The sequence below is a fragment of the Erwinia papayae genome, assembly GCF_058241465.1.
The window spans coordinates 38,798-60,409 of the sequence record NZ_JBZCHT010000015.1 but is presented as its reverse complement, the minus strand read 5'-3'; the positions used below and the strand labels follow the sequence as shown (position 1 = coordinate 60,409).

Below are 21,612 nucleotides of genomic sequence, written 5' to 3'. Positions count from 1 at the left end.
TTTATTTTGCCAGTATTTCTTTTATCTGCCAGACAGTTCTTGCATTGACATCTAAATTTATAAGCTCAGGGTTATCATCTCTCGGATATATTATTGCATAAGGGCCAAGATCAGATATAGGTATATAATTTCCGTTTTTTTTGAAAGCTATAATAACCTTATACTTTGATATCTCATCAACAGGTATGGTATAAGAATAATCATCCCAAGCGAAAACTCTTATACTAGCACTACTAATATGATGTTTTTTTATTAAATAACTAAGCCTTACTCCACTAAAAGTGCTTCTTTCAGTAAAGTTAGTTGATGTGGTAATATCATTTAAAGGCATTTTCTCTAAATCATTTGTTGTGATTTTTATTTTTTCTCCGTTGCTAATTTTAAGATAAAAGAAGTCTTCGGTGGCCAGTGAATTAAAACTTATGAGCAATAGAATTAGGGTTTTATAAATTTTCACAAGTCAACCTTTTTGTTAATTTTTTTTGTAATCCTGTTTCATCATTACCGACTGTAACCCAGCCTCTTTTTCGATAAAAAAATTCAGCTTTAGACCCCTCATCTGTAGTCAACATAATTTCTTTTACACCTTGCTGATAAAACCATTCTGTTACTCGGTGAAGCAATTCTGTCCCAATACCAATTGATTGGTATTCTGGTTTTATGAACAGCCCGCCAATGATAGGTTCCGGTATAAATATACCAAAGCCCATGCCCGCATAAACTCCGTCAACTTTACAAATCCATCCTCCACCTTGAGATATGTCTTCCAGCGCCTGTTCTCTTAATAAATATCTTATCTGATGTGTGTGAACAATATTTTCATAAACTGAGAACCTTATTTCATAAAAGAAGGGGAGATGCTCTTTCTTGAGTTTTTCATATGTGATTTTTTTAATCATCATCAATAACCTTTAATCTTGGAAGAATAAATTACTTAATAAAATAGAAGTTATTATAATAGATCTTGCTGGTTTTTCAATCAACTCCACTCCATACTTAACTATCGTTTCTCCTATTATTGTTTCATATTGATTTATCTGACCTGTCAGAACTAATATAGGGATGTTTTTATCATTTTTACCTCTTATCGTTTTTATTACTTCTTCTGAGGTTTCACCGAAATCAAGCAACCAATCTAAAATATAACAGTCGTACTCTTTAGATTTGATGGAATTAATTATATCCTCTTTGGTTTTGAATGTGTAGGTATCTATTCCGTATCTGGTCGTGATAGATTGTATTAATTCCAAAATATCATTTTCATTATCTAAAATGGCTAACTTAGGTGATGGTAAAAATTCTATTTTTTTTACTTTATATAATGATTCATCAGTACTATGTTCTTTGTTCGCATTAATAATAAAAATACCATTTTGTTTAATGGCATACTTTTCATTTTTTTCTATTATTTCAGATGGTTTGTCTTCAGTTTCAATATTGCAACGCTTGTGATCGTCTTTAAATATAAACACACAGTTATAATCTCTTCCTCCGATAAATTGCTCATTAAAATATCGAAACACTTCTTTTGCTTCATTGAAAGTTATTCCCCTTTTCTCGTCTAACTTTTGTTTGGCGCTATTATATTTTATGCCAAGAATTTCTGCCATTGTCGATGCATGTTTTCTTCTGTCAATGCCTTTTTGAATCATTAGCTTATGAATGTGTTGTGCGATTGAAATCTGTTTTTCCATAGTCTTTTAATAGCTAATTGTAAAGTTAATGAGTGCCAAGTGAGCATCTATGCGACGATTACGGCAAACATACACCAATTACAAAGAAAAAGAGAGCTAATTTTTTTCTTTATCTTATTGATATTTAAAAGAAAATGCAAAAAACATCAAATAGATCTCAATAAAACACTCAAAAGCACTTCACAAAAACACTCGTTGTGTAATAATGAATCCGTAACATAGTCATTGTTAAATATAGTAAATATGCATTGTGTTGGGGCCAATGCAGTGCGCTAGCTATTGTTTTTAATTGATTTTATCAAAAGGAGGCCATCATGCAGCAATGGTCTGATGCCTGGTATCTTTTACGTTGCCGGGAGAATACATGGAGGACTACGCTTCAGAATTTATCAGAAGCTGGTATCAAAACGTGTTGTCCCCTCATTCTTGAGCGACGCCGTCGCAGAGACAAGAAAAACAGTTACCGACTGATTAATTATCCCGCATTTCCCGGATATATCCTCGTCAGATTTAATCCGGCTCAGATCCATACCACTGCAATAAAGAGAATGCCTGGCGCGATGGATTTTGTGCGCTTTGGAAACCAGATTGCAACCATACAACAGGAAGAGGTTAATGCAATGAAACTGATACACCATAACCTTCCAACGGTAAGCCTGGGTACTGAACACCTTACCGATGATCGGTTGAATATCCCCACAGACGTTCTGAAAAAAATAGAGAAGATCTTTAACGCCAAAGAAGCCTCTGAGCGTATTGAACTTATGTTTTCTATGATTTCAAAACAAAAACGATTAACGACGGAGTAAAAATGGCAAGCAACTCTAACAGGCAGCAAAAAAAATATTCCAATAATATTTATGTCTCTCCGGGGCCACGGCAAAAACTGGAAGAGATCGTAACCGAGATTGGATATAAGGAGGGTAAGGTTATGGCTGCGTCTGCATTTGTCCGTTATTTAATTGAAAACCACGGAGAGCAGGCAAAAGACGACATTCTTAATAATGGATAAAACTTATGATATCTACAGCGACGTTTCTTGCGCTGGCGATACAGTGCGCCCCGGATATTGCTCCCGATACACTCAGTCGTATAGTTAAAACAGAGTCAGGTTTTAATCCCTGGGCTATTGGTGTCGTAGGTAAACCACTCAATCGACAGCCACAAACGAAAGAAGAAGCTTTGATAGCTGTTAAACAACTTGCTAAAGAAAATGCTAACTTCAGTATTGGTCTTGCACAGATCAATCGGCAATATTTCGATATCAAAGATGTTGAATCAGTTTTTTCACCCTGTACGAATTTAAAAATGGGGTCGAACATACTTAAAGATTGTTATTCCCGCGCACTAAAAAACAGTGAGTCAGAACAACATGCATTAAAGAAATCATTCTCGTGTTATTACAGCGGGAATTATACCAGAGGATTTAAAAAGGAAAATAACGGAACAAGTTATGTTGAAAGAATCGTTGCGGCAAATTCGGCAGCGGTTAAAGTCCCGGCGCTTGATGATTCAGCTGTGAGCGAACCCGCTTCACGATATGAACCGCATGAAAGACCTGTATACGATGAATGGGACGTTTTACAGCAATATCCACGATATTTTAAACAAAAGCAAAGTAAACCAACTATCGCTGATAAAAATGAAGAGGAAGACACAAATGTTAAAGGCTAACAACTTAAAAAGGCATTATGCGCTGGCATTACTAATGCTGGCATGTTCACCGTATGCACTGGCGGCAGGTGACACAGGCTGGTTGGATACGCTAAATCAATATGCTAAAAATATTCAAATCGGCCTTTACGCTCTTGCAGGTACTATTGTTCTTTGCTGTGTGATTGTGTCTGGTATACGGCTGGCTATTTCTCGCATGTCAGGAAATCACGACAAAACGTTCTGGGATTATATCACTGATTTAAGTATGGCAATCTGGATTGGGGGAGCTGTTGTGTTCTTCACTGCTTTGTGGCAGGTGTTCGGAACTTCATCCTGATTCAGAGGAAATACTCTATGGAAGAAGATGAATATGTATTTGACAGTTATAATGCGATGGGGCGAACGGCATCATATCAGGGGGTTCCTCAGTTTGTTATTCTTGGGATACTGGTTTTTGGCATAGTGCTGACAGGTATCGGTTGTGTGCTTTTTGGCTGGTACGGCTTAATCGCAATAATTGTCCCTATGATCTTATTTGTGGTTGTCAGAATTGTTTGTGAGTCTGACAGCCGCTTCCTTACACGTTTTCGCTTTATGTTAAGGCGGTATATAAGGAATATGATATTCGGTCGTTCTTTATTAATTACACCGTATAACCCACGATGGAATCAATTCTATGGCAGGCGGATTGCGCAAAAAAGGTATCTCACCGGAAACAAGAGTTCCGTGGATGAATTATCACGTCCATGAAAATATGGTGACTGTTTCCGGTCAACGTTTAATTAGTATCGTGAGATTTAAAGGCGTTTCTTATGCAACAAAAGAAAAGCCTGAATTAAATAAACTTTTTAAAAATGAAAACAGATTTCTTCTCTCACTTGGTAAAAAAGAAGGGAAGAATCTCATGATTCAGACATGGACAACCAAATCATCAATTTCACTGGACGCTGACTATCATATCGAACTGCCTGTATTACAGGATTTTGTCGATACCCTTACTGCACCTTACCGTAAGGGAAAATACAGGCAGATAGGCTATGCGATGGCTTTTATCCTGAAATACCGGGATCTGGATGAAGGTATTAGCCGGATGAATGAAATCCTGATTATGGTTGAAAAAATGCTGAGTGCATTTGAACCTTCCATTCTTGGGGTCGAGGAGGATGCAGCCGGTTCTGTCTTCTCTCAGGTAGGGCGCTATGTATCCCTGCTTATTAATGGCAAGGAACAGGATATTTTACTTTCTGATACCCGGCTCAGCGATGCAGTAATTGACAGTGTGACAAACTTTGCGCCTTATGATTATGTGGAGAACAGGCCAAATTCAGGCGGAGTAAGATATGCCACAACCTATGATCTCCGGGATTATCCGTCAAAAACCGTTCCCGGCATGTGGGATGAGGCACTGGAAGAACAGTTTGATTTTTCACTGGTGCAGACCTTTATGTTTGAAGATCGCAACAAGTCAAAGGCCAGCTTTACAAAACAGGCCGTGGACCTGACTTCAGCAGAGGGGGAAACGAAGCAGACGAAAGCGCTCGATGATGCCGTTCAGGATATCACCCAGGGGGATAAGCTCTTTGGCCGTTACCACGCCGCGCTTATGGTCTATGGGGACACGCCACAAAAAGCTATTGATAATGGCGCGATGATGGACTCCATATTCACAGCAAAAGACACGCGCTTTATCCGCTCGACGGTAACGAACGAAGATACGTACTATTCTCTGTTCCCTGGTTGCACGATTGCGCTGTATCCGGTGCCGAAATCGACTGAGAACCTTGCCTGTGGTTTTTCACTCCATGCATCGCCAGCCGGGAAAGCAGATGGTAATCCACCTGGTGATGGTAAGGCGTGGATGCCATTTCGTTCAGCAAATGATTCACTCTATTTCTTCAATGCGCATAACAGCCCTGTCGGGAAGAATAATACTGGTGAGCGTTTACCGGGACATATATCAACGGTAGGGAAAACTGGTTCTGGTAAAACAACGCTTGAAGCAGAATTGCTGGTATTTGCCAGTCGCTGGAATCCACTTATTTTTTGTCTTGACTACAATCATTCATTTGAAAATCTGCTCAGAGCATTATCTACACAATACTTTGTGATAAAACCTGGTGTTTCAACTGGCATTAATTTGTTTCAGCTTGAAGACTCACCAGAATTGCGAAACCAGCTTTTCGATATGGTTCATACGATGGCTGGCGTTTGCTCTGATGCTGAAGAGAACCAAATAAAACATTCTATTGAGGCTGTACTGGCGCATTCAGTTGTTGAAAACAGGGGAATGTCTCTTTTGTTGCAGAATATAGCAGAAACAGAAGATGAAAATTGTCTCCATGTTCGACTAAAGAAATGGTGTCGTGTATGCCCCGATGGTTCAACGGGGCGTTATGCATGGGTATGTGATGCACCTGTAAATTTATTTGATCCTAAGCAGTATCGCAGACTGGCTTTCGACTGTACCGATATTATGGAGAAGACATTTTTCCAGAAAAACCCGCAGATGATGGAAGTTTTTCTGAGTAATATGTTCTTTCTGAAAAAACTCATGCTTGAATCCCAGCCAGCAAATATGTTGTTAGATGTAATCGCTGAGTGCTGGATTCCGCTTTCTTTCGACAGTACCGCTGACGCCATTAAGGAGATTTTAAAAGCTGGTCGTACAAGGGGCGAGATTCTTATGATGGATACGCAGGAGCCTGACGATCTCAGCAATTGTAAACATGGGGCGTCAGTGATACAGCAAGTTGTTACTCAGATATGGTTAGCTAACGATCAGGCGAAAGCAGAAGCATATAAGAAGTTTAATATTGAAGGTAAAGAGTTCGATATTATATTTGATTTAAATCCTTTGTCGCATGAGTTTCTTATAAAGCAAGGTCAGCAATCTACGGTGTTATCATTTGATATGCCAGATGAGTTGAAATACTGGCTTCCACTTTTATCAACGACGATTGGTAAAGATGGTAATAACAGAGTAGCAGCTAGTATCAGGGAAAAGCTGGGTACAGATGATCCGAAAATCTGGGTTTCAGCTTTTCTTGATGAAATGCAGCGAATCAGCTTAATGAAAAAAGGAATCATAGATGAAAAGTAAAATAAGACCAGTAATGCTGGCTATTATGATAGGGGCTGGATGTTTACCAGCAGTCTCTGTAGCGTCCGGTATTCCGACGATTGATGTGGCAAACATTGCACAGCTGGCCGCTAACGCCAAGCAACAGGCAGATGAAGCACTGTCTCAGCTGAACAAAGCGAAGGAGGCGATACAGCAGGCTAAGAGCCAGTATGACCACTATAAAAGCATAGTAACGGGAAATGACCAGCTAGGTAATTTCCTTAATGATCCGCTACTAAATCAGGTCTTGCCGCTCAGTGACTGGAACAATATTTACACCGATACAAAAAATTTGGCCGATCTGCGAAGCCGCTATGGGCTAACGTCCAGTGACCCTAAAGTACAGCAAGCATTTGACCACCTGCTTTCACAGGCCGGGGCGTTTGAAGATACTTATAATGCGGCGTCACAGCGTATCAAGAACGCTGAACAGCTCAGGCAGAAGCTGAACACGGTGCAGACACCACAGCAGCGTGAAGAACTGGCTCTCAGGCTACAGCAGGAACAGTTGGAGCTACAGAATCAGCAGATTCAGCTTCAGAACATGAAGCTATTGATGGATCAAAAAGAGAAGATTGAAGATGAGAAACGTGCTCAGGCTTTGTGGAGAAGGTTAGAAGGAAACTCGTAATCTAATCAATGCTTAAAAATATGAACATCACGAGATATAATAGGGTGTAACTTATTTTATAAAAGGTGTTCGAAAATGAATAAAAAATGGATTATCTGTATGGCGTTAGCTTGTACCTTTGTCATTTCTGGATGCAAGGATAAAAATGACGCATTTGTTGGACACTGGAAAGCGATAAGCCGTGCAGATGGTAAAGCCATACATAAAAACATGAGTAGCTCTCTAAATATTGAATGCAGCGAAAATACGTGTCATGTGGAGAGCCGTAATAAAACATTACTAAGTGACGATGTGATTGTGAATAACAATGATTGGGAGGTTAAAAATGAAACAACTTTAATGTACGCTAATGGCCTTGCTTCGATGTATATTAAATCTGGGAAGTTGATAGCTGAAAATTTTATATATGTGAAACAACCGGAGTAAAATATGGCGATAGAGTTACGTATTGCGGAAACTCTATACCAAGCAGTCGATAGCGCATTATCAGGAACAATATCAACCGGCACCTCATTACTAATGATTGGTGTCGGTTCCCTTTTCGGGGCTTTTTTTGTGATTGATAAAACACTCAATGCATTGTCTTGGTATTTTAAAGGATTCAATGGTTTTATTCAGGAGGAAATATTTCATGCGATTAAGTCATCTTTCATAATATTTAGTGCTTTTCACGTCGATTCGTATATGCATATTGTTGTTCCCTTTGTTAACGATATGCCAATATGGACAATGCAACAACTTTCTAATACACCAGTAGGGAATAATCAAGTAGATGCACTGATTAACTCCTTTGTTAATGGTCTATGGGATTTTCTTCAAAACATGGATATTTCTCCGATATCCCATCTGAAAGAAACTGTAGGTAGTATTTTGGTTTTAATCTGCTTTTTGCTAGGAGGTGTTCCTTTTTTGGGTGTTTGTGTAGCAACTTTAATGACATTGAAACTTGCCACCTCATTATTTCTTGTTGTTGGACCATTATTTATTGCATTTGGATTGTTCGATCAGACACGTCAATATTTCTGGGGGTGGGTATCTCTGCTCGGAGGGTTTATGTTGACGCAAATAATATTTGGTGTTGCTATAACGCTAGAAATATCATTTTTGAATTCATATGTGATGACATCAGATCCTAATGGAGTGATGAGTGGGTCTTTTAAAGGAGCTTTTGCTGTTCTTTTTTATTTCGGTACTTTTACGGTAATTGCAACAGAAATTCCAAATTATGCAGCATCAGTAATGGGTGGTTCGCCTAGTGGTGTTCATGGTTTGAAAAAATTACTCCTTAAGCCAACTGGTTTGGGGGCTGCTACGCGAATGGCTGGAGCTTTCAGGAACCGCATTAAACCAGCTTGACCCTTCCTGTACCGATTAACTTCAATAGTGAACTTAATTATGACCATGAAATTATATTTGTGGTCGTTTATTTGTTTGTTTTTCTTATCAGGCTGTGGTTCGCCAGTTAAGGATAACAGGCATGTTGACGACTGGATAAAAGTTAATAAGTTCGATGCGAATAATTCTTCTGGAGAGTAATATGTTTGGTGAAAGAAAAAAAGAACTTATTAAAGAAAACTACGATGTAGAAAAAGGAAGGAATAATACCACCTCGGAAGTGGGCCGAAATATTTCTGAGGCAGCTAGATCTTATGCACAGGCCGCACAATGGTTTGAAAAACACGTAGCAGAAGAAGAAAAGAAAAAAGTCAAAAATGCCAAAAGGCTAAGTATGTTTTTTGGTACGCTTGCGTTTATGTCTATCGGCGCTGTGCTTTTACTTACGCCGCTAAAAACGGTAGTGCCGTATGTCATTCGTGTGGATAACAATTCCGGATTTACGGATATAGTACGCCCCGGAGCAGAGCAAAGTGTTTTTAAATCAGATGATGCATACTGGTCTGTAACGTACATTCTCAATAGGGAAAGTTATGACATTTCAAATCAGGACTTTCGGTCTAAATTTATTGAAATGAGTTCATATCCTAATATTTTCACTGAATATAAAAATTTCCAACTTTCCAAAAAGGGATACCTTGAGAAACTGGCTGACAAGCAACAGCTGCGAGTAACTATTCGCAATGTCAGCGATCCCGTAACCAGTGATGATGGAAAGCTCTCAACCATACAAATACGATTCAATAAGACTGTAACTGATAATATCGGTCAGCCAGATAGCAGTATTCCTTCAACTACATGGTTGGCAACGATAAGTTTTGACTACAGTAAACCACCAAAATCTAAAAAGGATGAGTGGATGAATCCGCGAGGGTTTGCAGTCAAATCATATCAGTTGAGTCAGGAGGTGGGATATTGACCATGAGAAAGAACTTGCTGGCGTTCTGTATCCTCGCCTCTCTTGCTTCTGTGGTTCATGCAGAAACGGTTGGCAAAGGAACACAACTTGATAAGCGTATTCAGACAGCTACCTACTCCCCGGATAATGTTTTTAGGATAAATTCAGTAATCGGAAGAGCCTCTTCTATCAAGCTAGAGGCTGGAGAAACAATCTGGAAAGATGATGGCATTATGGTAACAGGTGATCCTAATGCCTGGGATATTGGCCCAAACAAATCTGGGGATATGGTAGCGATAAAAGCCAAAACGGATCAGGAGCCTGATACAAACTTTATCGTTAATACAAACAGGCGGACTTATGTTTTCGAATTAAAGTTAGTTAAAGACGTTGCACAATCCACGTATTTACTACGATTTAATTACCCTAAACCGACTAAAGTAGGAGATAGCCCATTTGTTGGGCGGGATTTAAATCAGAATCCATGTTCAGGGAGAGAAAACAGACGCTATGAGAAGAAAGGTGATCTGATTATCTCGCCATCGGAAGTCTGGGACAACGGAACGTTCACCTGCATGAGATTTCCAACAAATGCCCCCCGCCCGGTTGTTTACGAAGTTTTGCCTGATGGAACTGAAACATTAGTCAATTTCCATAATGTTAATGACATTCTTGTTATTCATAGCGTAAGTTCGATGTTTAAATTACGATTGAATAAACTTGTGCTGGCAATCAGAACAAGTGTGAATAATACCGGGTTTTATAATTATAACGGCACAACTACGGGAGAGATAAGGGAGACTAAAAATGTCCGAAAAGAATAATGCCGATGATTCGCCTGTAAATGTGCCGAGAGGGGATTTCAATCTACTTGGTGTCAAGAAAGATAAGAAACCCAGAGCTAAAATAATTCTTGTAATTGGTGGTGGTGTTCTTTTCATTATTCTGACTATTGGCATTATTTTTTATTCCGCTTACAGCGCTATGAATGCTAATCAACATGAAGAAATTGATGAATCAAAAGTGAAACCTGATGCTGCTTTGGCTGCAAAACCGATCACGGATGATGATATTCAGAAGAAAAGAGACCTCATAATCAAACAACGACAGGAAGAAGAACGGAAAAAGAGGGAGCAGGAAGAACAGGGGCAACAAAGGAAACCGCCGTCGCCATCTGGAAATGTAACCCCGGAAGACGCGCAGCCAAACCAGGCGTATTTGCGTAAGCTGACCGGGGGAGTATTGGTTCAGGATAGCGGTAGTGGAGGGGGCGGTTCATCTTCAACGGCCAGTGCGGGAACTGACCCGGATGAACAGCGAATCAAAGCTTATGCTAATGCAGAACCGGTCACACCAGACGTTGACAATAGCGCATTGTTGGGGGCACCTAAAGATAACTCCAGAGGCAGTCTGTCTGACTTAAAGGGCACCAGTTATGCGCCAACAGCAGCTTATCCTTCGCCGGATCGCAAATTCCTGCTTAAACGTAAAGCTAACGTGCGGTGTGCATTGTATAACGCGGTAAAAACCAATCATCCGGGCTTTGTGAAGTGCATCCTGACTCAGCCTTTGTACTCTTCGGATGGTAGCGTGATTCTTGCTGAGGCTGGCGCAGAGCTGGATGGTGAGCAGAAAGTTGAAATGCGGCCGGGACAAAGTAGTGTATTCACTACCTGGACGGATCTGGAGACGACTGCTGGGGTTCGGGCAAACCTCAACGCGCTTGGTACTGGTGCAATGGGAGAAAGTGGTACAGAGGCTTATGTTGACAATCATTATGGCGAACGCTTTGGTGGGGCTGTCATGTTGTCATTCATTCAGGATGCATTTGCCAGTGCAGCCAATGCAACCAAGAAAAACAACTCCACTTATTCTTTCGATAACAGCGAAAGCAATGCTGAAAATATGGCATCTAAAGCTCTTGAGAATAGTATAAATATTCCTCCGACAGGTTATGTATTACCGGGAACGGTTATTAACGTAATCGTTGCACAGGATGTTGATTTCTCTTCTGTATTCAAGACTCGCAAGGTAAGGAACTAAAAATGGCGCAATTCCAGACAAGGGATATTTCAATTGAAGAACTTACTGATGTTCTGGATTCATTGAATAACTCAGGATGTGGTAGGTTATCGATAGATTGTGATTCGATGTTAAATAATGAGGTTATAACAAAAAATATTATATCAATGGATGATTACTTCTTCTCCGATGATGAAATGGAGGTTCATTAATGTCTTTTGACAATGCAGCCCTTGCCAGAGACTTCCTTAAACAAAGTGGAGTATATGAGTGCCTGAACCGTCCCGGTATTAGGGATGTAGCAATCAACAGGCCCGGCGAGATATGGCTGGAAAGTGATAAAGGGTGGTTTTGTGAAGAAAGAGCAGGTCTTGACTTAAGTATGTGTCAGAAGCTGGCTAACGCCCTTGCTGCATATAATAATCAGAGCCTGACAGCAAAGTCACCTATAAAAACAGTTGAACTCCCTGATAATGAGCGCGGATTAATAGTAATGCCTCCTGCCTGTGAAAAAGGAAGCATATCTATGACATTCCGTAAACCTTCTTTGCAACGTTTCACCTTGCGGGACTATATCAATAGTGGCCGTTTTGCTAACGCGCAAGCGGTTGTGGGCAGAGGGCATGAGCTGGAATCATGGCAGGTCGAATTAAAAGAATATCACCGGATAAAAGATTGGGAGCGATTTTTCATTCTGGCGATAGAAAAGAAACTAAATATTATCATCTTTGGGGGAACAGGTTCCGGGAAAACAACGTTTGCTAAGTCATTAGTAGACATTTTCCCTTCTTATCGTCGGATGCTGACAATTGAGGCTGTAAATGAATTAAAGCTTCCCCTTCATCCTAATCATGTACATTTGATTTACGGCGATATAATGACGCCTAAAGAACTTGTTTCTTGTTCTCTGCGTATGAAGCCAGACCATATCTTCCTGGCCGAATTAACAGGTGATGAAGCATGGGATTTTATGGAGTTACTGAATACCGGGCATCCCGGAACCATAACAACCGCCCATGCAAATGATACTCTTTCAGGCTATGGCCGTGTTTGTGGCATGGTAAAACAGTCTCCAGTAGGTATGGGGCTGGACTATGACTACATCGAACGACGGGTAAGAACATCTTTTGATATTGTTCTGTATATGCATCATACCGAAATACTTGAAGTACATTATGAGCCAGAAATAAAAAATCGCCTTTTAAATGGCATATCAGGGGTATAATATGAAAATATTACTCTGGATAATCATCTTTATTGTCGCTGTCGTCATCTGCATTGTAATAGGAAACTATGCAGGAGGCGCACTATATCTGCACCTTGCAGGTTATTCCTTTTCTGAGGTTACATGGTGGACGTTATATAATGGAGTTCATTTACCCTATCGGCATCCTGAATTTTCAAGTGCAATATGGGGGAGTGTACTTACTGCATGGATAATTTTCCTTCCCGTTCTGGTCGTTGTGGTAGTGCTGTGGTTACACTTTATGCCAAAAAATAACTCGTTGTACGGCAATGCTCGATTCGCAAATAATAAAGAACTTGAACCATTTCATTATAAAGGTGATTACAACTAATCCAACTTCCCTAAAGGAACAGAAATGACTAAGAAAAAGAAGAAATACCCCGGAATTATCATAGGTAAACATCCGACTAAAAATATATTCCTCACTTCATATGGACAAACCTTTATTTTACTTGCTGCGCCTCCAGGCAGCGGTAAGGGGGTTAGTTTTGTTGTGGTTAATCTTTTATCCTTCCCTGACTCAGCGGCTGTGAATGACCCCAAGTTTGAAAACTGGAACATTACGTCAGGTTTTCGTGCTGCATGTGGACACGAATGTTACAGGTTTTCTCCTGAATTGCTTGAAACACATCGCTGGAATCCACTTTCTTTTTTATCAACGGATGAACTTGACAGGTTCGGGGATATAAAATCCCTATCATCGACGCTTTTTGTCGATCCAGATGGGAATAATCAATCTTTTTACAACAATGCAGGTAAGGTTTGCTCTGCGCTTATTCTTTATTTAATGGAGACGCCAGAATTACCTCTGACGCTTCCGCAGGTGTATGAGATAACCAGTTTGGGCGAAGAATTACCTCAATGGATATCAGACACAATAGAATCGCGTGATAATGAAAACAGACCATTATCAGCTGAAACAGTACGTGAATTAATGAATGTGGTTTCCATGTCTGCTAACCCGAAATCATGGGGTATATATATGGATATTCTTTCAGAAGTTCTTGGCGTGTACGGTGAGAAAAAAGTTGCCTGGGCTGTATCTGGTAATGATATTGATTTCTCTAAAATGCGTGAAAAGAAAATGAGTGTTTATTTTTCTGTAACTGAAGGAGCAGTAGAGAAATTTGGAACGTTAATGAATCTGTTTTTCACTCAGTTGATGAGGGCTAATTCAAAAGTCTTACCAGAAGATGGAGGTCTGGATGAAGATGGAGAATTAAGATTAAAGTATCAGATTGGTATGTTCATGGATGAAACAAAAGTTATGGGGCGTATTAAAGCTTTCGAAAATGGCCCTGCTTTGCTTCGTGGGTATGGGTTCAGATTTAATTTTATATTCCAGACTAAATCCCAGCTCCGGGCTAATAACATGTATGGTGTTGAAACAGCCAATGGCATGATGAATGCGTTTCATATCGAGATTGTTTTTGCTCCAGCAAAACAGGATTTCGCCGCCGCCGAGGAATACAGTAAGGCGCTTGGTACGACTACAGTTCCTGTTGTCAGTTATTCAGACAGTACAGGAGGGAAGAACAGGAGCAGAACCCGGAACAGAAATGTTCAGTCCCGCCCTCTGATGTTACCGCAAGAAATCCTTGATATGCCTTATGACGAGGAACTTATTTTTGTCCAGGGGAGTAACTCTTCGAAACCTGTAAACATTAAAGCAAGAAAAATAAAATGGTATGAAGAAGAGGTATTTAAGTCCAGAGCAAATTTACCAACACCCAAGATTCCTATTGCCACCAGAACGCAGCTCGACGGAATAGTTGTTCCAATGCGGAAAAGTGAAAGCTCAATCAATGCGGATTTCAATGATAGCTTCTCAGCAGTGATTGAGGGTGAGATAAATAAAAGGCACTGACATGCAAACAAATAAATTAATTCTGCTTGCGCTAACTACTAATGCATTATCAGCATGTAGCTCTCCACCAAAACTTAGCGAACCTAAAGGTGATTGGGTAAGTTTTGAATCAGTTCCAGTGCAAGCGTCAGCAGCGCCGAGCTACATAAATGTAGGGAGTCAGCAGGTGGATAATGTAACGGCCAAACAGCAGCCGGGAATTACCACTCCAGTAATACAGCCCTACTCTGATAAAACGTTATTAGTTCTGTCAAACGGGAAGAATGAACCTCTCTACAAAGCCGTGCGAAGTGTGGTTCCGGCTTCATGGGGGATTAAGTTGTCGCCAGAAGTTGCTCAGAAGTTCCGTGGTAAGGTTTCGTGGGCGGGGAACGATCAGTGGCCTTATGTGTTACAGCGAATGCTTGCCAGCGCAGGGCTTACCTCTACTGTCAATGATTCCACAAAAGAGGTTGTCATTTACTTTTCTGCCCCGGCAATTAAGCCAGCCAGCTCTGTGCTAACCCCTGGCAACAAATTGATGAATGAAAAGGTAGTACGTGTAGCGACGCGCAATGATGGTCGCCCCGACGCTACACCTGAAAATGTTAACGTTCTGCATCCTCCTTTGGTGCCAGTTGCGACGTTGCCTTCTGCACAACAAGTACCTGAGAAACCCAAACCAGTTACCAAACCTTTACCTGTATTAAAAGCATGGAAAATTGATAAAGGCCCATCACTGTTGAAAGGTTTTGAAGAGTGGGTATCTAAAGATAAATGTCCGTCAATGGACGGTAAATGGAGAATAAGAAAAGATACGGATAATGATTATCCAGTGGATTATCCACTTTCATTTTTCAGTGCAAATCTTGAAGACGCTACACGTCAGTTATTTGAACTTTATAAAAACGCACCGGCTCCGATTTATGTTACCGGATATCCAATTCAATGCCTCATCGTTATCAGCGATCAAAAGTGAATTTATGAAACTAAATATATTATCTGTCGTCATTCCGGCGTTGCTGCTATCCGGCTGTGCTTTCCAGCGAATGAATGAAGTAAAAAAAGATGCAGAAGATACAGGAATTAAAGCTTCATCATTAATACAGCAAATGGGGGATAATTCCCCGGTGGTTCAGTTTAAAAGTAGCCAATATGTAAACACTACTCCGCTGCCAAAGCCAAAATATAATGCCCCGCGTCAAATTATTAATTGTCAGGTAACATATAAGACAATTAAACCACAGGACATATTTCAGTTCAGTCAGGATATAGGTGAACAGTGCCGTATCAGAATCCAGGTTACTCCTGATGCAGCATCCTACCTTAGCCACGGCGGCAGCGGTGGTTCCAGGACTCAGCGATTGGCTTCTGTTCCTTCTCCTGTCGTCAGCAGTGATGAAATGAAGCCTCTGGCATCTTTTGGTGCAGACTCTGCTACCGCTACAGACAGCGCTGTAACTACAGCGGCAGTTGTAAGCACGCTTACAGATGTCAGTTATGCAGGTGGGCTGGGAGGGTTACTGGATCTTGTTTCCGGGCGACTTGGGATTTCATGGAAATATGAAAATGGCGGGGTAACTTTCTACTACCTCGAAACTCGTCGTTTTGATATTGAGCCAGCTGATGCTAAATATACTCTAAAAGGTACTGTAGTTAGTGGGTTATCGAATTCCACTGGTACTGATAGCAGCAACAGCAGCAGTGGATCGGGTTCCGGTGTTTCAGGGGCTGGCGGCTCTACTATGTCGTCTGATGTACAGATGGGGAACAACCTCTACTCTGATCTTAAAGGTACAGTACAGAGCATGTTAACTCCCGGTGTTGGCCGCCTGAGCCTGAATGCAACTACCGGCACGTTGATGGTGACAGACGTTCCTGACGTTGTGAGCCGGATCGGTGAGTATCTGGATGAGGAAAACAGTACTCTTAGTCGGCAGGTGATTTTAAAGGTCGTCACTTACACGGTTAATACTGATACCTCCGATATGGTCGGAATTGACTGGAAGCTTGTCTGGAAATCCCTGAATGGCAAATATGGAATGTCGCTCGTTAATACCAATAGCGGTATGTCGAGCGATGCTATTTCCGGTGGATTTAACGTACTGGATACAGCAACAGGCGCGGCAGCTCAGTTTGCCGGATCATCTTTCCTGCTTGATGCTTTGTCGAAACAAGCCAAAGTTACAGATGTAAAAAACAGTACCATCATGACAACGAACATGGCCGCTGCGCCTGTTCTTGTTGGTCAGCAAACAACGTATCTTAAAGACGTGTCTACAACAGCTTATGCGACAGGAAACAATACTGTTCCTACGCAGTCGCTGACTCCGGGAAGCGTTACAACGGGTACAAATATCACAATACTGCCAAAGATTTTGAAAGACTCAGATCGTCTTATGCTGAATATGTTTATGGATATATCCAGCCTTAAACAGATCCGCACTATTACTTCCGACACGCAGAAAATTGAAGCACCTGATATTGATACCCGTTCATTGCAGCAGCGAGTTTGGCTCAAACCGGGGCAGACATTAATTATGAGTGGGTTCGAGCAGAATACGAATGATTCAAACAGGCAGGGCGTTGGCTCACCAAACAATATCTTATTCGGTGGGGCATTGTCAGGAGCGAAAACAAAACAGAGTTTTGTTATTACGGTGACACCATATGTTCGCTAAAAATAAAACACGTCGTTCTGAAGTTGATTTAACCTCAGTAGATGAGGGACGCATTCATATTCTTGAATATCATAAGCGGCGTTTCGTTGTTGGCCTGCAATGGGAAACGATACGTGCAACTCGTAACCTGATGAAAGAAGTTCGTCGAATCGGTAAAGAACGCAAACTGGATGTGGTTGCTATCAGGAAAAGTGACTCTATCCAGGCCGGTTTTGCTCCCAGGACGAAGAAAAAACTTCGAGGGGGTTATTCACTGATCGTCACACTGGCATCCCTGCTTGAGGGATGCTGTATTGCTGTTATCAGTCTGGGAAAAGACGAACAGGGCGAAGATATTTTTACCCTTGTTGGAAAGACCGAGAAAGGAGGGATTCACCCCTACTCAGATGAAATATACCAGGAATCGCAACTTAACCAGGTCATTATTGATCTGAAATCAGATTTACGGGGAAACACTACTGGAATGGATATCCCCGTGTACGGAGATACAGAGCGTTTCAGTTTTGTCACAACTTCTCTTGAGCTTGATGTTCTGCTTAGTCCAAAAAATCTGTCAAAGGATTTCAGGCTGAAGCCTCTCACGTGGGGCATGACCAAAAACCAGTTATTAGCATTGGCGGGAGCAACAATAGTCGTCATTTCTATTTTGCTCTTGCTTAATCAATATAATACACGACAGCAGGAGAAATTAAGGCAGCTTCGTATAATACAGGCTCAGAAAATTGAGGAGATAAATCGGCAGGCCCGCTATAAAACAGCGCTTGATAAGTTAAAACACCCCTGGACAAGCACACCATCGGTATCAGAATTTCTTGCTTCGTGTTCACATCTTAAGGACCGTATGCCGTTGTCTGTATCAGGCTGGATACCAACTACAGTTGAGTGCAATAGCACCGAACTTAATGTGACGCTTATCCGGCCTGAGAATTCAGCTACGACAACTAAAGATGTTGTTAAAAGAATTCGGGATATCTTCGGTGTCGAGGCGAAATTCTTTTTTAATCAAACGTCGCTGATTACTTTTAGTATAAAAAACTCAGTAAAACCTAATGGGGACGACCCGGTAACTGATTCTGGTGAGCAGTTGCTTAAAATCATTTCTCTGTTTCAGAGGGTGAATATCAATGCAGCCCTTAATGCAGTTGAAATCAAGGATGTTGATAAAAATGAGTTCGGGGAAAAAATGCCATTACAGGATTGGCAAGAGTATACCTTCGATGTGGAAACGGCCATTCCACCGCAACTTATCTTTGTTAGAGATGAGTTCTCCGGAATCAGGTTGAATAAAATTATTTACACGGTTGATACGGGTAGTAGCACAATTCAGTATAAAATAGAGGGGTCTGTATATGGTTCTCGGTAGATTTAGTCGCTATTTTTCATTTGTTTTTATTTCTTTATATGGAATTGCTCATGCGGAGGTAACAACTCTGGGAGATTTGGATAAACTCCAGAGCGAAAGGTTCTATTATGAAGCTAAAGCCGCAGCTAATAAAGCTAAACGTGAAGCTAACGGTGATAGTGAAGATAATACAACTAGCGCTGTTACATCATCAAATCAACAAAATTCGGAAGTAATACCTTCGCTGGTAAAAATTAATGGTCGAAAAGCTAACGTTGCGTTACCTGACGGAACAACACGAACTGTCACCACTGGTGAGTTCTTACCTGGGGGACGTTATCAGGTAGTGAGTATCAGCCTGAATGGTGTAATGGTTCGTAGGATTACGGATGGAAAACAATTCCCGCTAAACTGAAAGGGATAAAAATGACAGAGATAAATGATAAAACCCATAGTTACATTCCATTAAGTAAAATGATTGGCGCTGTGCCTGATATTCTTAAGGAGAATGCGCGGCTGATTCTGGATAATAATACTAAGCACCATGTTTTATATGTTGTAAATGACATTCAAAACAATACGCATTTTTATGACTTAAGGAAAAATCTCCGTGCGAAAGGTTATGAACATTCTGTTGAGTACTCTAACAGACAGTTTATTGAAAAAATAAATCACACTTTCAATACGAATGATAATGAAACTGACTCAGACCAGACTGATATTCAGGATGAAATATTACAGATAATAAAAAAAGCTGTAGATATGCGAGCGTCAGACATTCATATTCAAATAGGGAGTTTTACTCAGGTTTTTTTCAGAATTGATGGCTCGCGAAATGTAATGCAGCAATTTGAAAATAGTGTTGAGTACGGTCAGCGCCTTGTTCAGACACTTTTCAACTCGATGTGTGCTGAACGTAGCGCCAGTACCTTTAGTTACAGTGAACCTTGCGACGCAAAAATCAGAGAGGAGTACGTTCAGGCTTATGGACTAAGTACAGGACGTTTTGCCAGCCGTCCAGGGAGTTCCGGTAAGGTAATTGTTGTTATCAGGCTGATATCGAGACGAAAGCAATCTCTGACGTTAGGCGAGCTGGGTTTAAGCGAGGCGCAGCAGAACGCCATTAAGCGCTCACTGGCGAAGCCTGCGGGAGTAATTCTTTCCAGTGGGCCGACAGGTCACGGTAAAAGTACGCTGAGTCAGTGCATGGCGGAAATCTACACTTCGGAAAACCCCGGCATGAACATGTTGTCTGTAGAAGATCCCATAGAGTCGCCTATAGAGGGAGCATTTCAGACGCCGCTGATTATTGCTGACCGGAGCGATAGCTCAAAAATGGGGCGGGCGTGGGGAAAATCCATGTCTAACCTGATGCGACTTGATCCAGATTGTATCTATATTGGTGAGGTCAGGGATAACACTTCGGGTAACGGCGTGATTGAGGCGGCTCAGACCGGGCATATCGTTGTAACCACGATACATACTAATCATCCCATTGATATTATTCAGAGGCTTCGAAGATGGGGGGTCGATCAGGATTTGCTTACTGATGCAACGCTGATTACATGCCTTATCGGATTACGGCTCGTTAAGAAGCTTTGCCCTGAATGCAAATTAAGCTATGTGGAAAATCGCCATCGTGTAGATAACTTATTTCACGGGGTTATTGATAAATATACCACTGTAAACTACGTTTATCTGTTAAACACGGATGGATGTGAATGTTGCAATCATACGGGAATAAAAGGCAGGACCGGAGTTTTTGAGGTAATCGAAACTGATTATGAGTTTATGCGTTTGTATGAAAAAGAAGGTAAGTTTGCAGCATATTCATACTGGCGTAAGAATGGGGGAATTACTCTGTGTCAGAATGCTATACAGCTCATCAATGACGGCGTTATTGACCCTGTAATTACACATAAATCTATCTGCAATCTTGACAGGGATGATAAGTTCCTATGAACAGGTTTGAACGATTTATTTATCAAAAGACGTTCAGTGCAAATGACAGAAGGGAAATATACGATAGTTTTTGTCAGTATCTACTTGATGGTGTTAGCGCTGAGGATACTTTTAATAGACTGATTGAAAGTTATACCCGACGAGGAAAAAATCCGGGCAATCCTATTGCTAAAATATTAAAAGAGTGTAGTGAGAACCTTGCGGCAGGTTATACGCTGGCACAGTCATTTAAAGAATGGCTTCCTGAACAAGAGCTAAGTATTATTGAGTCATGTGATAATGCAGGCAGAACGGCTGATGGCTTCACTAATGCCAGAACAGTTGCTGATGGAACATCACGAATATTATCTGCGGTTCGTTCATCCGTGATGATAACTGCATATATGATTTCACTGGCGCTTGGTATTATTTCACTCTTTTGTATTCTTCTTGTTCCGGTATTGAAACAATCAGTGCCGTTAGCACAATGGAATGGTTTTCAGCTTGCTATTTATTATATATTTATTGGAATAACCAGTTATTACTGGATTATGATTTTGTTCATTGGGGGGATTGTTTACGTTGTCAGTAAGAGTCTGCCAACTTGGACAGGGAATTTAAGGTTTTATGCTGACAGATTGCCGCCATACTCTATTTATCGTCGTTTACATGGGGCTACGTTTATTCTGAATGTAAATGCCATGCTTTCAGTCGGTATTTCTATGGAGGAGACAATCAGGAAGATGTTTGAATCATGCCAGTCAGACTGGATGGCTGAACGCCTTGAAGCCACAATGAGAGCCATTGAGTCCGGAGAGCAAAACTTAGGTATGGCTCTGGATGTTACCGGGTATGAGTTTCCAGGTGAGGATGCGATTATCAAGATGCAGAGCCTTTTTGAAACATCAAATCCTGCGGCTTCTTTGCATCGGTTCGCGGAACGGTGGCTTGATAAAACGATAACTGATGTTGAAAAAACAGGAGACAGAGTAAGAATCCTAAGTCTATTCGCCAGCGGTATTGTTATTTCATTACTGATTGTTGTTATGTTTGATCTTATCCAAAGAGCTTTTTTCTTTAATTAAACAGAAACAGGGTATCAGTAAGTATTAATCTAAATTTCCCATAGTGCTATCAAT

Annotated in this window: 25 protein-coding genes; 22 read left to right on the top strand and 3 right to left on the bottom strand. The window is 41.0% G+C overall.

The window, feature by feature from the left end; genetic code table 11:
* Nucleotide 1: 1 nt before the first annotated feature.
* Genes AC3RPL_RS26550 through AC3RPL_RS26540 form a run of 3 tightly spaced genes read right to left on the bottom strand, consistent with a single transcriptional unit; the run spans nt 2 to nt 1,694 of the window.
* Nucleotides 2-457: a putative pterin-binding protein gene (locus AC3RPL_RS26550; protein ID WP_490742153.1), complete on the bottom strand. Its 456-nt coding sequence runs from the start codon at nt 455-457 to the stop codon at nt 2-4.
* A complete protein-coding gene (locus AC3RPL_RS26545; protein WP_289347231.1) occupies nt 444-899 on the bottom strand; it encodes a GNAT family N-acetyltransferase in 456 nt (151 codons plus the stop codon). The genes AC3RPL_RS26550 and AC3RPL_RS26545 overlap by 14 nt, the downstream gene beginning before the upstream one ends.
* A 12-nt stretch (nt 900-911) precedes the next feature.
* A complete protein-coding gene (locus AC3RPL_RS26540) occupies nt 912-1,694 on the bottom strand; it encodes a response regulator (RefSeq protein ID WP_490742152.1) in 783 nt (260 codons plus the stop codon).
* Nucleotides 1,695-2,008: 314 nt separating this feature from the next.
* Between AC3RPL_RS26540 and AC3RPL_RS26535 the strand changes: the two genes are divergently transcribed.
* The 22 genes from AC3RPL_RS26535 to AC3RPL_RS26430 all read left to right on the top strand — a co-directional run bounded on the left by AC3RPL_RS26535 (nt 2,009) and on the right by AC3RPL_RS26430 (nt 21,558).
* Nucleotides 2,009-2,503: a transcription termination/antitermination NusG family protein gene (locus AC3RPL_RS26535; RefSeq protein WP_490742204.1), complete on the top strand. Its 495-nt coding sequence runs from the start codon at nt 2,009-2,011 to the stop codon at nt 2,501-2,503.
* Nucleotides 2,504-2,505: 2 nt separating this feature from the next.
* A complete protein-coding gene (locus tag AC3RPL_RS26530) occupies nt 2,506-2,706 on the top strand; it encodes a hypothetical protein (protein WP_490742150.1) in 201 nt (66 codons plus the stop codon).
* Between the two features lie 5 nt (nt 2,707-2,711).
* The gene (locus AC3RPL_RS26525) at nt 2,712-3,368 is read left to right on the top strand and encodes a lytic transglycosylase domain-containing protein (protein ID WP_490742149.1); all 657 of its coding nucleotides are present in this window, start codon (nt 2,712-2,714) and stop codon (nt 3,366-3,368) included.
* Nucleotides 3,355-3,687: a TrbC/VirB2 family protein gene (locus AC3RPL_RS26520; RefSeq protein WP_490742148.1), complete on the top strand. Its 333-nt coding sequence runs from the start codon at nt 3,355-3,357 to the stop codon at nt 3,685-3,687. The genes AC3RPL_RS26525 and AC3RPL_RS26520 overlap by 14 nt, the downstream gene beginning before the upstream one ends.
* A gap of 17 nt (nt 3,688-3,704) precedes the next feature.
* Entirely contained in the window at nt 3,705-4,100 is a 396-nt protein-coding gene (locus AC3RPL_RS26515; protein ID WP_289347194.1) for a hypothetical protein, read from the top strand.
* Nucleotides 4,027-6,450: a VirB4 family type IV secretion system protein gene (locus AC3RPL_RS26510; RefSeq protein WP_490742203.1), complete on the top strand. Its 2,424-nt coding sequence runs from the start codon at nt 4,027-4,029 to the stop codon at nt 6,448-6,450. Before AC3RPL_RS26515 ends, AC3RPL_RS26510 begins: the two co-directional genes overlap by 74 nt.
* The gene (gene virB5, locus AC3RPL_RS26505; protein WP_289347198.1) at nt 6,440-7,102 is read left to right on the top strand and encodes a P-type DNA transfer protein VirB5; all 663 of its coding nucleotides are present in this window, start codon (nt 6,440-6,442) and stop codon (nt 7,100-7,102) included. The genes AC3RPL_RS26510 and virB5 overlap by 11 nt, the downstream gene beginning before the upstream one ends.
* 75 nt (nt 7,103-7,177) lie before the next feature.
* Nucleotides 7,178-7,528, top strand: coding sequence for a hypothetical protein (locus AC3RPL_RS26500; protein ID WP_490742202.1), 351 nt, complete (start codon nt 7,178-7,180; stop codon nt 7,526-7,528).
* A gap of 3 nt (nt 7,529-7,531) precedes the next feature.
* Nucleotides 7,532-8,458, top strand: coding sequence for a TrbL/VirB6 family protein (locus tag AC3RPL_RS26495; RefSeq protein WP_289347201.1), 927 nt, complete (start codon nt 7,532-7,534; stop codon nt 8,456-8,458).
* A 181-nt stretch (nt 8,459-8,639) separates the two neighbouring features.
* Nucleotides 8,640-9,416 (top strand): VirB8 family type IV secretion system protein, encoded by a 777-nt coding sequence (locus AC3RPL_RS26490; protein ID WP_490742201.1) that lies wholly within the window; start codon nt 8,640-8,642, stop codon nt 9,414-9,416.
* A 2-nt stretch (nt 9,417-9,418) separates the two neighbouring features.
* Nucleotides 9,419-10,219 carry a TrbG/VirB9 family P-type conjugative transfer protein gene (locus tag AC3RPL_RS26485; RefSeq protein WP_490742210.1) on the top strand — a complete coding sequence of 267 codons (801 nt, stop codon included), beginning with the start codon at nt 9,419-9,421 and terminating at the stop codon, nt 10,217-10,219.
* The gene (locus AC3RPL_RS26480; RefSeq protein ID WP_490742200.1) at nt 10,203-11,438 is read left to right on the top strand and encodes a TraB/TrbI/VirB10 family type IV secretion system protein; all 1,236 of its coding nucleotides are present in this window, start codon (nt 10,203-10,205) and stop codon (nt 11,436-11,438) included. The genes AC3RPL_RS26485 and AC3RPL_RS26480 overlap by 17 nt, the downstream gene beginning before the upstream one ends.
* A 2-nt stretch (nt 11,439-11,440) precedes the next feature.
* Complete coding sequence (locus AC3RPL_RS26475) at nt 11,441-11,629, top strand: hypothetical protein (protein WP_490742199.1); 189 nt, start codon at nt 11,441-11,443, stop codon at nt 11,627-11,629.
* Nucleotides 11,629-12,642 (top strand): P-type DNA transfer ATPase VirB11, encoded by a 1,014-nt coding sequence (gene virB11, locus AC3RPL_RS26470; protein ID WP_490742198.1) that lies wholly within the window; start codon nt 11,629-11,631, stop codon nt 12,640-12,642. The genes AC3RPL_RS26475 and virB11 overlap by 1 nt, the downstream gene beginning before the upstream one ends.
* 1 nt (nt 12,643) lies before the next feature.
* Complete coding sequence (locus tag AC3RPL_RS26465; protein WP_490742197.1) at nt 12,644-12,994, top strand: hypothetical protein; 351 nt, start codon at nt 12,644-12,646, stop codon at nt 12,992-12,994.
* A gap of 24 nt (nt 12,995-13,018) precedes the next feature.
* Nucleotides 13,019-14,530, top strand: coding sequence for a type IV secretory system conjugative DNA transfer family protein (locus AC3RPL_RS26460; RefSeq protein WP_490742196.1), 1,512 nt, complete (start codon nt 13,019-13,021; stop codon nt 14,528-14,530).
* Nucleotide 14,531: 1 nt separating this feature from the next.
* Nucleotides 14,532-15,488 carry a hypothetical protein gene (locus AC3RPL_RS26455; RefSeq protein WP_490742195.1) on the top strand — a complete coding sequence of 319 codons (957 nt, stop codon included), beginning with the start codon at nt 14,532-14,534 and terminating at the stop codon, nt 15,486-15,488.
* Complete coding sequence (gene pilN, locus AC3RPL_RS26450; protein ID WP_490742194.1) at nt 15,436-17,190, top strand: PilN family type IVB pilus formation outer membrane protein; 1,755 nt, start codon at nt 15,436-15,438, stop codon at nt 17,188-17,190. Before AC3RPL_RS26455 ends, pilN begins: the two co-directional genes overlap by 53 nt.
* Entirely contained in the window at nt 17,180-18,553 is a 1,374-nt protein-coding gene (gene pilO2 / locus AC3RPL_RS26445) for a type 4b pilus protein PilO2 (protein WP_490742193.1), read from the top strand. Before pilN ends, pilO2 begins: the two co-directional genes overlap by 11 nt.
* A complete protein-coding gene (gene pilP, locus AC3RPL_RS26440; protein WP_490742192.1) occupies nt 18,540-18,947 on the top strand; it encodes a type IV pilus biogenesis protein PilP in 408 nt (135 codons plus the stop codon). Before pilO2 ends, pilP begins: the two co-directional genes overlap by 14 nt.
* A gap of 11 nt (nt 18,948-18,958) precedes the next feature.
* Nucleotides 18,959-20,494 carry an ATPase, T2SS/T4P/T4SS family gene (locus AC3RPL_RS26435; RefSeq protein WP_490742191.1) on the top strand — a complete coding sequence of 512 codons (1,536 nt, stop codon included), beginning with the start codon at nt 18,959-18,961 and terminating at the stop codon, nt 20,492-20,494.
* A complete protein-coding gene (locus tag AC3RPL_RS26430; protein WP_490742190.1) occupies nt 20,491-21,558 on the top strand; it encodes a type II secretion system F family protein in 1,068 nt (355 codons plus the stop codon). The genes AC3RPL_RS26435 and AC3RPL_RS26430 overlap by 4 nt, the downstream gene beginning before the upstream one ends.
* Nucleotides 21,559-21,612 lie beyond the last annotated feature (54 nt).

Bases quoted from the DNA above. Each gene is read 5' to 3' on its own strand.
- AC3RPL_RS26475 (WP_490742199.1), top strand. From the start codon at position 11,441: ATGGCGCAATTCCAGACAAGGGATATTTCAATTGAAGAACTTACTGAT.
- virB5 (WP_289347198.1), top strand. From the start codon at position 6,440: ATGAAAAGTAAAATAAGACCAGTAATGCTGGCTATTATGATAGGGGCT.
- pilP (WP_490742192.1), top strand. From the start codon at position 18,540: ATGGTTCTCGGTAGATTTAGTCGCTATTTTTCATTTGTTTTTATTTCT.
- AC3RPL_RS26530 (WP_490742150.1), top strand. From the start codon at position 2,506: ATGGCAAGCAACTCTAACAGGCAGCAAAAAAAATATTCCAATAATATT.
- AC3RPL_RS26535 (WP_490742204.1), top strand. From the start codon at position 2,009: ATGCAGCAATGGTCTGATGCCTGGTATCTTTTACGTTGCCGGGAGAAT.
- AC3RPL_RS26465 (WP_490742197.1), top strand. From the start codon at position 12,644: ATGAAAATATTACTCTGGATAATCATCTTTATTGTCGCTGTCGTCATC.
- AC3RPL_RS26495 (WP_289347201.1), top strand. From the start codon at position 7,532: ATGGCGATAGAGTTACGTATTGCGGAAACTCTATACCAAGCAGTCGAT.
- pilN (WP_490742194.1), top strand. From the start codon at position 15,436: ATGTTACCGGATATCCAATTCAATGCCTCATCGTTATCAGCGATCAAA.
- virB11 (WP_490742198.1), top strand. From the start codon at position 11,629: ATGTCTTTTGACAATGCAGCCCTTGCCAGAGACTTCCTTAAACAAAGT.
- AC3RPL_RS26435 (WP_490742191.1), top strand. From the start codon at position 18,959: ATGACAGAGATAAATGATAAAACCCATAGTTACATTCCATTAAGTAAA.
- AC3RPL_RS26540 (WP_490742152.1), bottom strand. From the start codon at position 1,694: ATGGAAAAACAGATTTCAATCGCACAACACATTCATAAGCTAATGATT.
- AC3RPL_RS26510 (WP_490742203.1), top strand. From the start codon at position 4,027: ATGGCAGGCGGATTGCGCAAAAAAGGTATCTCACCGGAAACAAGAGTT.
- AC3RPL_RS26460 (WP_490742196.1), top strand. From the start codon at position 13,019: ATGACTAAGAAAAAGAAGAAATACCCCGGAATTATCATAGGTAAACAT.
- AC3RPL_RS26430 (WP_490742190.1), top strand. From the start codon at position 20,491: ATGAACAGGTTTGAACGATTTATTTATCAAAAGACGTTCAGTGCAAAT.
- AC3RPL_RS26515 (WP_289347194.1), top strand. From the start codon at position 3,705: ATGGAAGAAGATGAATATGTATTTGACAGTTATAATGCGATGGGGCGA.
- AC3RPL_RS26520 (WP_490742148.1), top strand. From the start codon at position 3,355: ATGTTAAAGGCTAACAACTTAAAAAGGCATTATGCGCTGGCATTACTA.
- AC3RPL_RS26500 (WP_490742202.1), top strand. From the start codon at position 7,178: ATGAATAAAAAATGGATTATCTGTATGGCGTTAGCTTGTACCTTTGTC.
- AC3RPL_RS26545 (WP_289347231.1), bottom strand. From the start codon at position 899: ATGATTAAAAAAATCACATATGAAAAACTCAAGAAAGAGCATCTCCCC.
- AC3RPL_RS26455 (WP_490742195.1), top strand. From the start codon at position 14,532: ATGCAAACAAATAAATTAATTCTGCTTGCGCTAACTACTAATGCATTA.
- AC3RPL_RS26480 (WP_490742200.1), top strand. From the start codon at position 10,203: ATGTCCGAAAAGAATAATGCCGATGATTCGCCTGTAAATGTGCCGAGA.
- AC3RPL_RS26525 (WP_490742149.1), top strand. From the start codon at position 2,712: ATGATATCTACAGCGACGTTTCTTGCGCTGGCGATACAGTGCGCCCCG.
- pilO2 (WP_490742193.1), top strand. From the start codon at position 17,180: ATGTTCGCTAAAAATAAAACACGTCGTTCTGAAGTTGATTTAACCTCA.
- AC3RPL_RS26485 (WP_490742210.1), top strand. From the start codon at position 9,419: ATGAGAAAGAACTTGCTGGCGTTCTGTATCCTCGCCTCTCTTGCTTCT.
- AC3RPL_RS26490 (WP_490742201.1), top strand. From the start codon at position 8,640: ATGTTTGGTGAAAGAAAAAAAGAACTTATTAAAGAAAACTACGATGTA.